12 protein-coding genes and 3 pseudogenes are annotated in these 13,771 nt (G+C 70.5%); 4 read left to right on the top strand and 11 right to left on the bottom strand.

Annotated elements, in window-relative coordinates:
* Positions 1 to 41: 41 nt before the first annotated feature.
* Positions 42 to 227 carry a hypothetical protein gene (locus M4D82_RS00990; protein ID WP_249764170.1) on the bottom strand — a complete coding sequence of 62 codons (186 nt, stop codon included), beginning with the start codon at positions 225 to 227 and terminating at the stop codon, positions 42 to 44.
* Between the two features lie 393 nt (positions 228 to 620).
* Between M4D82_RS00990 and M4D82_RS00985 the strand changes: the two genes are divergently transcribed.
* Positions 621 to 1,697 (top strand): winged helix-turn-helix domain-containing protein, encoded by a 1,077-nt coding sequence (locus tag M4D82_RS00985; RefSeq protein WP_249764169.1) that lies wholly within the window; start codon positions 621 to 623, stop codon positions 1,695 to 1,697.
* Between the two features lie 77 nt (positions 1,698 to 1,774).
* Here the strand turns inward: M4D82_RS00985 and M4D82_RS00980 are convergent, their stop codons facing one another.
* The 3 genes and pseudogenes from M4D82_RS00980 to M4D82_RS00970 form a co-directional block, all read right to left on the bottom strand.
* Positions 1,775 to 2,491: a hypothetical protein gene (locus M4D82_RS00980; RefSeq protein WP_249772354.1), complete on the bottom strand. Its 717-nt coding sequence runs from the start codon at positions 2,489 to 2,491 to the stop codon at positions 1,775 to 1,777.
* Positions 2,492 to 2,548: 57 nt separating this feature from the next.
* Positions 2,549 to 2,777, bottom strand: a pseudogene (locus tag M4D82_RS00975) (helix-turn-helix domain-containing protein); the annotation flags it as partial.
* Complete coding sequence (locus M4D82_RS00970; RefSeq protein ID WP_249764168.1) at positions 2,774 to 2,941, bottom strand: hypothetical protein; 168 nt, start codon at positions 2,939 to 2,941, stop codon at positions 2,774 to 2,776. The pseudogene M4D82_RS00975 and the gene M4D82_RS00970, both read right to left, overlap by 4 nt.
* Positions 2,942 to 2,997: 56 nt before the next feature.
* Between M4D82_RS00970 and M4D82_RS00965 the strand changes: the two are divergent.
* Positions 2,998 to 3,288 (top strand): annotated as a pseudogene (locus tag M4D82_RS00965) (ATP-dependent helicase C-terminal domain-containing protein); the annotation flags it as partial.
* A gap of 35 nt (positions 3,289 to 3,323) precedes the next feature.
* On the opposite strand, the gene M4D82_RS00960 reads toward M4D82_RS00965, so the two are convergent.
* The 3 genes and pseudogenes from M4D82_RS00960 to M4D82_RS00950 form a co-directional block, all read right to left on the bottom strand.
* Positions 3,324 to 3,974, bottom strand: coding sequence for a hypothetical protein (locus tag M4D82_RS00960; protein WP_249764167.1), 651 nt, complete (start codon positions 3,972 to 3,974; stop codon positions 3,324 to 3,326).
* Positions 3,975 to 4,091: 117 nt separating this feature from the next.
* Positions 4,092 to 4,567: pseudogene (locus M4D82_RS00955) on the bottom strand (mycothiol transferase).
* On the bottom strand, positions 4,503 to 5,018 hold the full coding sequence (locus M4D82_RS00950) for a hypothetical protein (RefSeq protein WP_249772352.1): 516 nt from the start codon (positions 5,016 to 5,018) through the stop codon (positions 4,503 to 4,505). Before M4D82_RS00950 ends, M4D82_RS00955 begins: the two are co-directional and overlap by 65 nt.
* A 409-nt stretch (positions 5,019 to 5,427) precedes the next feature.
* Between M4D82_RS00950 and M4D82_RS00945 the strand changes: the two genes are divergently transcribed.
* Positions 5,428 to 6,549 carry a hypothetical protein gene (locus M4D82_RS00945; RefSeq protein ID WP_249764166.1) on the top strand — a complete coding sequence of 374 codons (1,122 nt, stop codon included), beginning with the start codon at positions 5,428 to 5,430 and terminating at the stop codon, positions 6,547 to 6,549.
* Between the two features lie 159 nt (positions 6,550 to 6,708).
* On the opposite strand, the gene M4D82_RS00940 is transcribed toward M4D82_RS00945, so the two are convergent.
* Positions 6,709 to 7,545 (bottom strand): alpha/beta fold hydrolase, encoded by an 837-nt coding sequence (locus M4D82_RS00940; protein WP_249764165.1) that lies wholly within the window; start codon positions 7,543 to 7,545, stop codon positions 6,709 to 6,711.
* Positions 7,542 to 8,135 (bottom strand): TetR/AcrR family transcriptional regulator, encoded by a 594-nt coding sequence (locus M4D82_RS00935; protein WP_249764164.1) that lies wholly within the window; start codon positions 8,133 to 8,135, stop codon positions 7,542 to 7,544. Before M4D82_RS00935 ends, M4D82_RS00940 begins: the two co-directional genes overlap by 4 nt.
* A gap of 219 nt (positions 8,136 to 8,354) precedes the next feature.
* Here M4D82_RS00935 and M4D82_RS00930 point away from each other — a divergent pair, with 219 nt between their 5' ends.
* A complete protein-coding gene (locus M4D82_RS00930; RefSeq protein WP_249764163.1) occupies positions 8,355 to 8,588 on the top strand; it encodes a hypothetical protein in 234 nt (77 codons plus the stop codon).
* Between the two features lie 400 nt (positions 8,589 to 8,988).
* Here the strand turns inward: M4D82_RS00930 and M4D82_RS33960 are convergent, their stop codons facing one another.
* The gene (locus tag M4D82_RS33960; RefSeq protein WP_502988847.1) at positions 8,989 to 11,232 is read right to left on the bottom strand and encodes a protein kinase domain-containing protein; all 2,244 of its coding nucleotides are present in this window, start codon (positions 11,230 to 11,232) and stop codon (positions 8,989 to 8,991) included.
* On the bottom strand, positions 11,229 to 13,598 hold the full coding sequence (locus M4D82_RS00915; RefSeq protein ID WP_249764162.1) for a serine/threonine-protein kinase: 2,370 nt from the start codon (positions 13,596 to 13,598) through the stop codon (positions 11,229 to 11,231). The genes M4D82_RS33960 and M4D82_RS00915 overlap by 4 nt, the downstream gene beginning before the upstream one ends.
* Between the last annotated feature and the right edge of the window lie 173 nt (positions 13,599 to 13,771).

Raw genomic sequence — 13,771 nt, 5'->3', positions numbered from 1 at the left:
ACCGCAGCCAGTCCTGAAGCGGGAATGTGCGATCCCCTGGTCTAGTGGTAGGCCCAGAGGTAGTAGTAGCCGTCGGTGTGCGGGCCGCGGCACTGGGTCGGCCATCCCGTGGCGTAGGTCAGCTCGTTGGCATCCCAATTGCACTCGATCGCCCAGTAGTACCTGGCCCCGGTGTACTGCCACCGGGGCGCGGCGGTAGCGGCGTCGCCGACGGTGCTCGCCTGCACCGCCACGTGCGGAGCGACCCCGCCCGAGGATGCCGCTTGCGCCGGAACGGCCATAGCGCCGACAACCAGTGCCGCGCCCACCCCGATAGCAGCCAGTTTCCTGCGAATTCCCATGCTTCTCCTTCGTCGTGGGCCGGCCACGCCAGGCGGCGGGCGGCCGAATGCGCATGCTCTTCGTGCACTCGCTTTCGCCGCTTTCCGCGGCAGGGACCGGGCCTTGGCGAGCATCCTTTGCTTGACCACTGAGCTGGACCCATACGTCTCAGTAGCGGCCGCTGTAGTCCCCCACGCCTCCGTGCATCGTGACGGGCGCCCGCGTGACCGATCAGGTACACCCTGCGCCCATCCCGGTGCGGAGTTCGACTCGTTTCGGCCTGTCCCGAAACGAGAGCGATGGGAAGGATCACCAGGGGCGAGGGGGATGTCGTGCTACGGGTTCACTTCACTGTCGAGGACCTGGCGCAGGTGCAGGTCACGGTGCTGGGGCCGCTGGCAGAGACGCAGCTGAGCCTGCAGACTGTGCAGCGACGTGACCGTGCGGCGCTGTTCGGTGGTTGGCGTGCGCGTACCGGTCCGCAGATCGGCGCCGATGGGAGGGAAACGGCGCGGTTTCTCAGCTCTTCTGCTGGGGGCCTGGTCGATCTGTTCACTCTCGTGGGCGCGGTGGGCTGTATGGACGAGGGGATAGAGCGGCTGATCAGTGCGTCGGACCGGCGGCTGCACGCGGAGTTCTCCGTACTTCCGCGCGCGAGTACGCGGCGGGCACCGTGGCTGGCCGAAGCGATGGATGGCGACCCGCGGACGGTGCGAAGGATGGCCGTCGCGTTACAGGGCTGGAACCGGGTGGCGGTTGACCCGTACTGGGGGCGTATCGACCAGCACCTGGTGGGGGAGGTGGCCCGGCGTGGGCGGCTCATGGTGCAGGGCGGGGCAGGGGCACTGCTGGACAGTCTGCGCCCGATGGCCGTGTGGCAGCCCCCCGTGCTCGAGATTCCGGGCTATCGGCCCCTGATCCACCCGGAGGCCGACTTCCACTTGGGGGGCCGTCCGTTCATTCTGGCCCCGTCGGTGTTCTGCGGGCCGGTTCCACAGCTGTTCGCCAGCCCCCAGGCCGAGACGGTCGTCATGGTGTATCCGGCTCTGAACAACCCGGTCCACGCGGCTGCCCTTTGGGCTTCCCCCACGGATATGCGCCAGGTCGATGCCCCGGTGCCGCCAACTCTATCCGCACTCCTCGGCCGTACCAGGGCAATCGTGCTGTGCGTGATAGCCGACCATCCTGCGTGCACTACTACGCAGCTCGCGCAGCTGGCGGGCATATCACCGGCCAGCGCGAGCGAGCACGCCACCACCCTGCGCAGCGCCGGGCTGACCACTTTGACCCGGCAGCGGAAGGTTGCCCTTCACACGCTGACCCATCTCGGCCTCACCCTGCTGAACACCAATGGTTCCGTTCCAGCCGGCTCCTGAACGCCAGACGTCACACCTCAGATGAGCGCCCTTTCAGGTGGGCGGCGAGCAGCCGGTCGTGCAGGTGCAGGTGCGGGTCAGCGGCAGCGATCCGTGGCCAGGCCTGTAGCCGCCCGGCCGCGCTTCTCACGTGCCGCGAGGTAGTGGGTCCAGCTGTCGCTGGCGTAGCCGGCCCAGCGGGTCGCGGTGTCGGGGTGCAGGCCGAAGAGGTCGGCGACAACGATGGGTGGCAGGTCGGTGACTGCCTCGATCATTGCGGTGTTGCGGGCGGGGCGGGTAGGCAGAGCGTGCAGACGCATCAGCTCGCCGACGCCGAGGGGGTTACGGGACCTGCCGGGAGCCTGGCCGGGCAGCAGGTAGCGGGTTCCGTCGTCGAGCTCGCCGCGGAACTTTCCTGTGTTCGGGTCGGTGATCTGATTCTCGATGAGCTGGGCGAGGCTTGGCGGGAGCAGGGCCGGGTTCCGACCCCCGAGGGTGAGGTAGGCGCCCTTGTCGTCGCGGTGGAAGCGGTCGGTGGTGAGTTCGGTGATGCGGGTCAGCGGCAGGGCGTAGAGGAGGACCAGCGCTCCGATGATGCGTGCTTCCCTGGGAAGCGTCGCATCGACGAGGCAGCGACGTAGCTGCTGGGTGTACTGGTCTTCGTCGAGGAATGTGCCGGCGAACTGACGTGGTGCGGAGGGCAGGACCAGGGCGGTGTTCAGGCGTCCGACCTTGGCCCAGCGGATGAACGGAGTCAGCGGTTTGCGCAGGGTGGGGTGGGTGACCAGCCAGACGTCGAAGTCGGCCTGGCCCACGGCGGCCAGGGTGAGACTGTTGGCGTCGAGCCAGTTCAGGAACGAGATCGCGGCCCGGACCTCGGGCTTGATCAGGTCGTTCGGCGTGCACTGAAGGATGTCGCAGCGCGACGAGCGCGTCCATGCTGAGGCGCTGCGGGGGCTGGGGCACCAGCCGGTAGACCTGCTCCCGTGACAGCGTGACTCCCCGCTCGGCGAGTAGCGGAACCAGGTCCGAGGTCTGGTACATCTCCTGCTCGGCCATCAGCCGCCGCAGTTGCCACTGGTAGCCCATCTTCTTGATCACGAGATCGCGTCCCACGTGTCGCCCAGCCGGTTCCTCATCGACGCCTCCAGCAGCGTGTTCCGATACTCGTTCGAGACACCGATATCGATCGCGGTCGTCGCCGCGTGCGCATGACCGACCTGCTCCTGCACGAACCGGGCCGGGTAGCCGAACTCGGTGGTCATGGTCAGGGGCGCGTGAGCTGTTCCTGCCAGGCCTGCCGACACGACAGGCAGAGCGGGTTGGGTCGGGCTCGCGGGTCCGTGTCGACTACAGCGGCGAGCGGCCCGTACTCGCGGTGAAACTGCAGGAGTTGTTCGGCTGGTCTGCCGCCTTCGCGCTGGCGGACGGGCGGGCCCCGCTGACCGTCCACCTGCTCTCCCCGGCTGGGCACCCGGCCGCCGTTACTGGCGACCTCGCGTCGTTCTGGCGCGAGGGCTACCGCGCCGTGCGGGCCGAGCTCCGCGGCCGCTACCCCCGCCACCCGTGGCCGGAGGACCCGGCTGCGGCCGAGCCGACCCGGCGGCTCAATACGCCCAACCGGGGAGCGCCACAGGCAGCCCGGGGTCAGCCGCCACCCGAGCCGACCGAGGCCGAACCGCCGGAGGTCCAGCCGGAGTTGGTCTGCGGCCGATCGCGCGTGCTGCGCTCGGTGCGCAGCTTCACCACGACCCCAGCCGGGCCGAGCTGGGCCTTCAGCGCGTCGGCGAGCCGCTGCGGGTCGCCGACGAACGGTGGCGCGAGCCGCTCCCGGACGCCCCGCAGGACGAGTTCCAGCGCGAGCGTGGAGACTGCCGGCTTGTGGTCTCCCTCGTACGGCTCCACCACCTTGTGCGTCAGCCGCACCTCGCGCAGGGTCTTGACGGGCAGCCAGTCGTCCGGCCCGGCGGCCCGGACCAACCGCAGAGACGCGGGCACCCCGGCCGGCGCGAACTCCACCCGCAGGATGTCCCGGGCCCGGGGAAAGACCAGCGCCAGCCAGCCGATCAGGTACTCCAGCCCGGCGATCACCCCGACCACCACGAACACGGTCGACGCCCGCGCACCGGCCAGCGCCATCCAGAAGGCGACGAGCAGGGTCGGCACGCCCAGAGCGAGCGGAGTGAACAGCGCTGGCCCCGCCGAGGTCAGCGCGTTCCACGTCGGCCCGGCCCGACCGACGCGCAGGACCAGATCCGTCGAGTCGGGGCCTTGTCTCAGCAAGGGATCGGTGGCCATGCCTCCAGCGTAGGACCGGTCCGCAAGAGCGCCTCGACCATATCCGGCTGATGGGGCACGACTTCTGACGGCCGTAGTCCACAGCCGGCGGGGCGCGGCGGGCTCCCAGGGCTCGAACTACGAGTCGGGCCACTGCTCGGCGGCGGCCATCAGCGGGTAGAGGGTGGCGCCGTCCAGGCTCTCGCGGATGATGTCGGCGTGGCCGCCGTGGCGTGCGGTCTCCTCGATCAGGTGCAGCAGCACCCACCGCACCGACCACTCCTCGATGTCGGCGGGGAACCACGGCACACCCCGGGGGACGGGAACGCCCTGGTCGTCGGCGATGCCGGCTACGGCCTCGTCGGTCTCCCCGGTCGCCAGCTCGTAGTCGGCCAGCAGCCCATTAGGGTCTCGCCGGGCGCGGGCCGGAACTCGTCGTCGTCCGACTCGTCGGCCGCCCGCTGCAGAGCGCCGGAGCGCCGCAAGGCGAGGGCCGTCCAGCCACGCTCGCAGCGCGCGGCGTGCTGGATCAGTTCGGCGATTCCCAGCTTACTGGCGGAGGGAGTGGCCTGGCCCTGCTCCTCGGTCAGGCCGTACGCGGGGATGCGCAGCAACTGCCGCTACCTGTCGAGGAAGGCGAGCCGCGCGCAGGACCCGCCCGAAGTACGCGTCGGCGTCGGCGGGCTCCATGTCCCATAGCGGTCGGCCGAACCACGTGCGGAGCCGCTCCAGTTTGCCGACGTCCCCGCGGATGGTGCCGTCTGCCAGCTCTGCCTCGGGGAAGATGCCCATGGCCCGCAGTCGCAGGTAGAAGTCGACCTTCTTCTCCTGTGGAACAACCTCGCCAAAGCCGTCGAGAGGACTCTCGCCCGTCACTACGCCCGCATCCGAGCCGGCGCCGAAGCCGCCGGACAACCTGACGAGGAGGCTTCGGTGCCACCGCCGGACGGGACACTCGACGTCAACGGGCGCCCGCGGCGGATCGTCCGCCGATACGCCCAAACACCGGACGTCGACCAGTTGCTGGTCAAGGTCACCCAGCGACGCACCCTGCTGGACGACCACAAGCCCTACCTCTACGAACGCTTCACCCAGGGCTGCCGAAACGCCAGCCAGCTCTTCCGAGAAGTCCGACGGCCAGGGATTTCGCGGCGACCGCACTGTCGTCAGCCGCTACATCCGCCAGCTGAAACAAGGTGTCGAGACCGCCCCTCCGCCGCCTGCGCTGCCCAAACCGCGACGGGCACTTCGCTGGGTGATGACGCACCCCGACCGGCTGCGGCCACACGAGGTCATCGGCCTCAAGGCGGTCCGGGTCGCCTGCCCTCTGTCGGGCCCCCGCAGGGTGGCTGCCCGCTCTCTCCGCCATTACCCGAGAGGTAATCGATCTTCGGTACGCCTCTTGGCAGATTGGTCTCACCGGGACGGGTAAGGGCTCGAACCACACCCGGAAGACCGAGGGAGAAGTGTCGTCATGACGACGATCCGGCAGCAGCGGCGTACGAAGCAGCAGATGGTGGGGCGGGCGAAGCGGCTCGCCGCGGTGGCGGTCGCCGCCGGCCTGTCGATCGGCACGGTCACGGCCGGCTCGTCCTGGTCGGCCGCCGCGAGCCAGGCGGGCCAGGCGGGCCAGGCGAGCCAGGCGGGTCTGGCGACGGCCGCCGCCGGCCGGGGGAGCGAGTGCGCCGAGGTCCGGGACAAGGTCGAGCGGCTGGAAGGCCTGATCACCCCGAACGCCTGCGCCTTCATGAAGCGGCAGATCGCCTTCGGCGAGATACCGACCGGCACGGCCCCCACGCCCGGCGATCCGAGCCACCCGAGAGTCGCCGCATACCTGGACATCTTCGACGCGGACGCCACGCTCTGGGAGGCGGGCGGCGAGGCCCAACGCGGGCACGGCGTGATCGGAGCCTCGATCACCAACTCTCTTCGCCTCGTCCCCGACCTGCGCTACGTGGGCACCAACGTGGTGGCCGACGGAGCGGTGATGATGTTCGGCCAGCGCAACGAGGTCACGGTCAAGGGACAGAAGGTGACCTACCCTCAGATCGCCCGCAACGTCCTGTCCGACGACGGGAAGACCATCCAGGCCCGCCGCTACTACGACCGCTACGAGATCTTCAAGCCGGTGGCCCCCGAACTGCGCCCCCTGTTCGAAGGCATCTCGGACGCGGGCCCCGCCACCGGCCGGACCCCCGCACGGTTCCGGGCCGACGAGATCACGGACCGGCTGGCGGCCTGGAACGGCGAGGACGTCGTGGCGCTGACCGGCCGGATGGGGAACGCCCGGCTGACCGGCCCCGGGCTGGCCGCGCCGCTGGCCACCACGGAGGGCAAGACCGCCTACCTCAAGAGGTTCTTCGAGCACGCCGACGTGAAGTTCAAGCCGGGCCAGGTCGCCTTCGGCGGGACCACCACCTACGTTGAGTGGCACGGCACGGTCACCAGCAGGAAGGGCACCGTCATACCGTTCGGGATCGTCGAGAGGTTCGGCCCCCGGGGCGAGTGGGAGCTCTCCTTCGACACGCTCCCGCTGATCGCCGAAGAGGCCGGGATCGGGATCGGCAGCCTCTACCAGCGGTTGGCCCAGCCCTGAATCACCCGCGCTCGTGGCGATGGCGACGACCATTGTCACCGGCCGCTACATCTCGCCGCTCCTGGAGGTCCGCTGACGGTGGCCAGGAGGATTTCCCCGCGTACGGCCAGTTGCGGATGTGACGTTCAGTGACCACCTTCGGGGGGCGTCAACCCTGCTTCAGGCTCGGAATGCCTTGCTCAGAAGTTTGCCGAACTCGGCGGGGTGCGTGGTCAGGCCAGTGTGCCCGCCGGGAAAGTGCCGGAGTTCCGTGCTGAGACGCTCGGCCAGGAAGGCGGCCGGACGGTAGGGCAGCTCTCCGCGTGAGTCATAGCCGCAGGCGAGCACGAGCCGGTTCGACAGTGCCTCCAGCCGGTGGATGTCCGGGGCGTAGGACATGAAGCCGGGCACGATCTGCCCGACGAAGTACGGCAGGTTGGCCATGGTCTGCTCGGCACGTGCCGCTGCCTGCGGCGGAAGGCTGATCTCGGCCTTCGGGTCGGGGGTGTCGCCGCCCTTCTTCAGGCCCGTCGCGAACTCGGCTATCGCCGGCATGAGCCCCTGCCTGTGGAACGTCTTCTGGACGCGTGCAATGAACGCGCGGTGTTCGGAGGCGTCCGGCAGGACCTCCACTACCGGCGGCTCGTGTGCCACGAGGCGTTCGATGCGTTCGGGATGGGCGGTCAGTAGGTGCAGGGCGACGATCGCACCCGAGCTGGAGCCGAACACCCGGGCGGGCTCATCGGGCGACAGTAGTTCCAGGATCCGCAGGGCGTCGTCGGCGTGTTCGGCCACGCTCTGCTCGGCTTCGGGGTTCTCCAGCGTGCTTCGGGACATGCCGCGAGGGTCGTAAGTCGCGACGGTGTATTCGGCGGCCAGGTCGTCGGCGATGCCGTTGAAGGAGGCCGCGCCGCCCGTCCCTCCGGGGATCAGCAGCAGGAGCGGGCCCTGGCCGCGTACTTCGTAGTGCAGGGTCGCGCCGTTCACGCGCAGGCGGCCGATGGTCGGGTCGGTCATGCGGAGTCTCTTTCTCGGGAGGGGGGCCAGTGCTCCAGGAGGATGTGGAGGGCGTCGAGGGCGCGGACCCAGGACTGTTGCGGCGAACGCTCGTGAGCGAAGCCGCCCGCGGCCTCCAAGGCGACGAAGCCGTGGAACGTGCTGCGCAGCAACCGGACTGCGTCGGTCAGGTCGGGCTCGGTCAGTCCGTAGCCGCGCAGCATGCCGTAGGTGAGCTCGACCGCGCGCCGCGGTCCGGCGGCCTTCGCGGCCAGCTCAGGGGCGATCCGGATCGAGGTCTGCGTCGCCATGTAGCGGCCCGGATGCTCGTGGGCGTACTCCCGCCAGGCGTCGGCGAACGCGACCAACGCGTCCTTGCCCGCCCGCCCGGAGGTCGCCTCAGCGATACGGATTGTCTTCTCGTCCGCCGCCAGCAACGCGATCCGGCCACGCAGATCTTCCAGGCCCCGGACATGCGTGTAGAGACTCGCATCCTTGACGCCGAGTCGCCGCGCTACCTGCGACATGGTCATTTGATCGAGCCCGACCTCGTCCGCCAGCTCGGCGCCCGCGATTGTCACCCGCTCCGCCGTCAGCCCTGCCCGTGCCATGCACTCTCCTTTCCTAGGGCCTCTAGTTTTAACCTAGTCATCCTAGGAATTGCAAGGAGGGGGCATCACTCACGAGGGCTCAACACGCGCCCATCACGGTCGGATTCGCATCTCAACTTGCGGCCGGCCAGCCTCGACGGCGCTCGGCGCGCATTGCCGGCTGGACTCCGCCATGCCGATCACCCGCCGTGACAATCGCGGCCAGTAGCTCCCCGCCAAGTGGCCGCCAGCGGGGAATCGGAACTGGCCAGTGACAGCGTTTCGGGCCGGGCGGGAGCGCGCGGCCATGACGCCTCCCGCGTCCCCGAGGTGCCCGCGGCCCGGGTGGAGTCCCGGGTCGCCGACGGCGAGCCGGGAATGTTCTTCACCCACAAAGTCGAGTACGGCGCCGAGCCGCTGATCCAGTTGTCCGTGTCCCGCGCGTGGGCGCGGCAGGTCGCCGGTGCCGGCTGAGATCACACCGAAGCCGTCCGCGGGTTGTGAGCCACGCTGCGACCTTGATCCACTTTCGCAACAGACCCTAAAGGGTGTTGCAGAGCGAGGACCTGGACCGGCGCGTACCGTTCAGGATGAACAGCAGCAGCGGGTCAATGACACCGCCCAGGCCGCGGCACGCCGGCAGCGGGAGGACGAGTAGAACCGCCGGGACGGCAACCGGTACTGATGCCACGGGTCGCTTCGTAGACGGACGTGGGCGGAGCGCTCCCAGCGCCGATCAGCGGGACCTGCCGCTCCGTTCCTCTGACTGCCGCCCTTGCCCGCGTTCTCGGCCTTCCCGCCAGGTATGCCGCCAACGCCGCTCGGCACGGATCGGACGGGATGACCGGTCGGCCGATCCCGGTCCGTTGGTCGTTCACTCCTTGCCCAGAGCGAAGGCAAACAGCAGGTTACCGCTGGAGACCCACAGGCGGTTGCCTGAGGTGACAGCAGCTTTGAGCGGGGCGCGCGAGTCGACCTCCTGCGGCAGGCGCCAGACCTCCTTCCCGTCCGACTGGGCGTACCCGTACAGGCCGGGCCGGCTGCCACCGGTGATTCCGAGCAGGACCAGGCCGTCCTGTGCGGCCAGCACCTGGTGCAGGCCCTTTCCCAGGTCCGGGGTGCGCCACAGCCGCCGCCCGTCGCGCAGCCCGTAGGCCGTCAGTGGCCCGTGGCCGGCGGTGAGGTCGACACCGGTCGGGGGGAAAGCTGTGGTGAAGAGGGTGTTGCCCCTCGGGCTCAGCTGCTGCCTCGTCTCCGTGTGCTCCTGCCACAGCGGCCTGCCCGTCTCCGCGTCCACCGCCGCGAAGGACCCGTCCGCCAGGCTCTGCTCGAAGAGCACCGTCGCGCCGTCCTCGCTGAGCCGTGCCGTGCCCGCCAGCAACCCGTTCTGCAGCCGGTCCTCCGGCGTCAGGCCGCTGGGGACGCTCCACAACGGGTGCCCGTCGGCCAGTTGCAGGGCGGTCAGCTCCGTGGTGCCGTGCAGCACGGTGAGGACGAGCCGCGCCCCCGGGTTGTCGCCGATGCCCACGATGTCGGAGGGATGGCGCCACAGTTCCTTCCCGGAGTGCGGGTCGAGGGCGTAGAGCGTACGGCGGTCGTCCGCTCCGGCCTGCCTGCGCGCCACGCACAGCAGTACCCCGCCCCGCGGATGGACGGCAGTGAGCGGGCTGTCCCGGTCCCAGCGCGGCTTCCCCCCGTCGTCGAGGACGTACAGCTTCCCGGTCCGGACCGAAGTGACGTACGCCCATCCGTCCTTGCCCGCCTGCACGGTCAGGTCGGTGAGTTCCGGCTGAGCCAGGCCCGGCGGGACGAACCGCCAGCGCTCCTCGCCGCTTTCCAGGTCGCGGGCGTGGACGGCGCCGTCGACTTCGATGACGTACACGGTCCGCCCGTCCGTCGCGGAGGCCGCGGAGGCCAGCGGTGCGCTCCGCCATAGGCTCTCGCCCGTGTGCGCGTCGAGGACGGCCGCCCCCGACCCGCTGCTGCCCGAGACGAGGATTCGGCCCCGCGCCGTCTTCCACACGGTGGAGAATCCGTCCGGGAGCGGCTTTCGCCACAGCTGCCTGGGCGGTTCCACGGACGGGCCCCCGGGGTCGGCGAGGTACCAGCCCGAGAACACCGCGGCCCCGGCGATCGCACCGACGGCCGCGAGGGCCCGGCGCCGGTCCAGGCGCCCTGCCCAACCGCCTGTGGGCAGCGCCGCCCGGACGGTCTCCTCCCGCCTGCGCACCTCCCGGCGTACGGCCTCAGGGAGCCAGCCCGCCCCCGGGAGGTCCGGCCCGCCGAACAGCGCCGCCAGGTCCGCCACCTTCGGCCGCTTCCACGGCTCTTTCTCCAGGCATGCCTCCAAGGCCTCACGCAGGGCTTCCGGTACGTCCTCCAGATCCGGTTCCTCGTGCACGGTGCGGTACAGGACGATGTGCAGTGCGCTGTTCCCGAAGGCTCCGCGGCCCGAAGCCGCGTACAGCAGGGTGGCGCCGAGGGAGAAGACATCGCCGGCCGCCGTGCAGGTACGCCCGGATACCTGCTCGGGCGGCATGTAGCCGGCGGTGCCGACCACTTGGCCGGTGCCGGTCGGGCCGGCGCCGTCCACGCTGCGGGCGATGCCGAAGTCGATGACGCGCGGCCCGTCGTCGGTCAGTAGGATGTTGGATGGTTTCAGATCGCGGTGTACGAGCCCTGCGGCGTGGACGGCGGCCAAGGCCTCGGCCAGGCCGACGGCCAGGCTCCGTACCGTGGATTCGGGCATCGGTCCGTGAGCGGCGACGGCTTCGCTCAGGGTGGGGGCGGGGAGGTAGGCCGTGGCCAGCCAGGGCTGCGCGGCATCCGGGTCGGCGGCGAGCACCGGGGCGGTGAAGGCACCGCTGACCTTGAGGGCGGCCTCCGTTTCGGCGCGGAACCGCTCGCGGAAGCGCGCGTCCTGCGCGTAGCTCTCCCGGACGACCTTCACCGCCACCGGCCGCCCGGCCCGGGTCGCGGCCAAGTACACCTTGCCCATGCCGCCGGACCCGAGCAGCCTGACCACACGGTACGGACCGATTCGCACCGGGAGCGGCGGGGTGGACGGAGGCGGCAGGGGTACGGCGGATGAGGAGGAAGCGGGCGGTGGGGCGCTCATCCAGCGTTCGCCCGGTAGGCCCGTACGCGTCCGCCGCCGCTGACGAACACGACGTCGTCCTGCACTCCCACGCCCCAGAACGCCTCCGTCAGGCGGGTGACCTCTCCGATGCCGGAAGGCGACGGCGCCGGCGAGGCCGGGGCGGAAGCCGTCGAGGTCACCGGCTTGTCACGCAGCGCCCAGAGCTGCTTGCCGTCCGAGGTCCGCAGCACCAGGCAGCCGGACGCGAATTGCCCCGGATCCATGCCGAGGCCGCTGATCGCGGGGCTGAACAGGACCACGGTGACCTGAGTGGACGCGGCCAGGGTGGGCGACAGCGCGGGAAGGGGGGACAGCGGAACGGGGCTTTCGACGCGCCATCGGATCTCCCCGGTGTCCAGGTCCACGGCGTGCACGTTCCGGAAGTCGTTGACCAGCAGCAGCTTCCCGACGGCGACCGGGGCCGAAGCACCGGCCATGGGAACCGCCCAGCGTCGCTGCCCGCTCTCGGCGTCGTAGGCACTCATTCCGGCCTTCTGGTGCATCGCGATCAGAAGGTCGCCGACGGCGATGAGCGAGGAGGTGAGGGATCCTCCGCCCGCCTGCATATAGGGGGGGAGCTGGCTGTTGGGGTCCGCGGCCACGTCCACGGACCACCGAGGCGTTCCGTCCGCGGCGTTCAGCGCGTACAGGGTCAAGCCGGTCCTGGTGCTCTCGGTGTAGTAGAAGCCGTGGCGATCGGCGGCGTACCTGACCCCCGACGTGGAGTTGGCGACGACGGGCTTGCGCCACCGGATGCCGCCACCGCTCAGATCGATGGCGGTGGCCGTCTCACTGAGACCGAGACTCGCAGTGGCCTCGGGGGACGGCGCGTCCGGCAGGGGGCTTCCCTTGAAGGTGTGCACCAGGCAGTAGGCCATGTTCTCGTGGGCGGAGAGCAGGGTGATCACACTGTCGCCCTTCGGTAGACCCAGGGTGGACCGCACGCGGGCGGTGGCCGGGTCCAGCACGGTCAAGTTCGTCTGCCCCAAGGATTCCAGGGCCGTGCTCATCGAAGTTCCGAGCAGCCCCGCGTCGATGGTGCCGAGGACTCGGGTTCCTCGGGGGAGCGGGCCGGAGGGCTGGTTCGGCCGCGTCGCGGTCGCGACACTTTGGTTCCAGCGGAGCTTGCCGCTCGAGGGGTCGAACCCGGCCACCGTGTAGCCGCCGAAGCTGGAGTCCTGCAACACCAGAGTCCCGCCGGTCGCTCGCACCTGGGGCATTCCGGTCGGTGAGCCGGGGAGCGGCTCGTTCCACAGCGGCGCGGGTGGATCGGTCAGGACCACAGGGCGCGCGGTCGGGCCGAGCGACGGGGCGGGGCTACCGTTCTTGCCACCGCCGTCTTCGGTCTTCCAGGGCCCCCACAGGGCACCGGCCACCCCGCCCCCGGCGAGCACAGCGGCCGCGAGTCCGCCGAGCAGGACCGTGCGACGGCTGGGACCGGACCTCTGGCGGCCCCCGCCGGGCACGGCGCGGGGCGGGGGCGGCACCACGGCCATCAGCTCGGCATCCCGGGCCCGCGCCGCCAGATCCTTCTGGAGCGCCGGGACCAGTAGATCGTGCGGGCGCGCGGGCGCCAGCCCGGCCAGCACTGCATCGAGAGGGGGCCGACGGGAGGGCGTCTTGTCCAGGCACCGCAACAGGAGCGGGTGCAGGGAGGACGGGACCGCGTGCAAGTCGGGTTCGTCCGTGACGATCCGGTGCAGCACCCCGTGATCACCGGGACCGAACGGCCCCTCCCCGCAGGCGGCGTAGACCAGGACTCCGGCCAGCGCGAAGACGTCGCTCTCTGGTCCGGCGTCGTGGAACGAGGCGATCTGCTCGGGCGCCATGAAGGCGGGGGAGCCGATCACAGTGCCGGTGACCGTGAGCCGGGTCTCGCCGAGGGCTTTGCTGATACCGAAGTCGATCACGCGCGGGCCGTCGGTGGACAGCAGCACGTTGCCCGGCTTGAAGTCCCGGTGCACCAGCCCGGCCGCGTGGATGACCTGAAGGGACTCGGCGAGGGCGGCCCCCAGGGCCCGCACGGCCGGCTCCTGGAACGTGCCGCAGATCCGCAGCGCCTGATCGAGCGTCGGTCCAGGGACGTACACGGTGGCCACCCAGGGCCGAGGCCCGTCCGTATCGGCGTCCAGCACGGGCACCGTGTACACGCCGCTGACCCGGCGGGCCGCGGCCACTTCCCGCCGGAAACGGCTGCGGAAGGCGGGATCGTCCGCGTACTCCTCCCGCACTTGCTTGACCGCCACCAGCCGCCCCGACCCGGTCCGGCAGAGGGAGACCACGCCCATCCCACCGCCGCCGAGCGGCCTCATCACCACGTACGGACCGATGACGGCAGGCAACACGATCGTCGCGTCGTCCGTCCCTAACTCCGGCTCCGAATTCACCCCTTGCATTTCCATGGCTCCCCCGCCCGACATCTGCCCGGTTCTATCCGGCGAAGGGAGAGACAGCCCTCCTCCACCCGCGGTTCCTCGCGGGCGGGAGCATACAGCGGCACCCCACGCCCCGAACCCCA

The organism is Streptomyces sp. RerS4 (assembly GCF_023515955.1).
Classification (GTDB): domain Bacteria; phylum Actinomycetota; class Actinomycetes; order Streptomycetales; family Streptomycetaceae; genus Streptomyces.
This window is presented reverse-complemented; position numbering and strand designations above follow the sequence as displayed.

Excerpts from the sequence above, each read along its gene's own strand:
- M4D82_RS00985 (WP_249764169.1), top strand. The coding sequence starts at position 621 with ATGGGAAGGATCACCAGGGGCGAGGGGGATGTCGTGCTACGGGTTCAC.
- M4D82_RS00970 (WP_249764168.1), bottom strand. The coding sequence starts at position 2,941 with ATGACCACCGAGTTCGGCTACCCGGCCCGGTTCGTGCAGGAGCAGGTC.
- M4D82_RS00960 (WP_249764167.1), bottom strand. The coding sequence starts at position 3,974 with ATGGCCACCGATCCCTTGCTGAGACAAGGCCCCGACTCGACGGATCTG.
- M4D82_RS00945 (WP_249764166.1), top strand. The coding sequence starts at position 5,428 with ATGACGACGATCCGGCAGCAGCGGCGTACGAAGCAGCAGATGGTGGGG.
- M4D82_RS00940 (WP_249764165.1), bottom strand. The coding sequence starts at position 7,545 with ATGACCGACCCGACCATCGGCCGCCTGCGCGTGAACGGCGCGACCCTG.
- M4D82_RS00935 (WP_249764164.1), bottom strand. The coding sequence starts at position 8,135 with ATGGCACGGGCAGGGCTGACGGCGGAGCGGGTGACAATCGCGGGCGCC.
- M4D82_RS33960 (WP_502988847.1), bottom strand. The coding sequence starts at position 11,232 with ATGAGCGCCCCACCGCCCGCTTCCTCCTCATCCGCCGTACCCCTGCCG.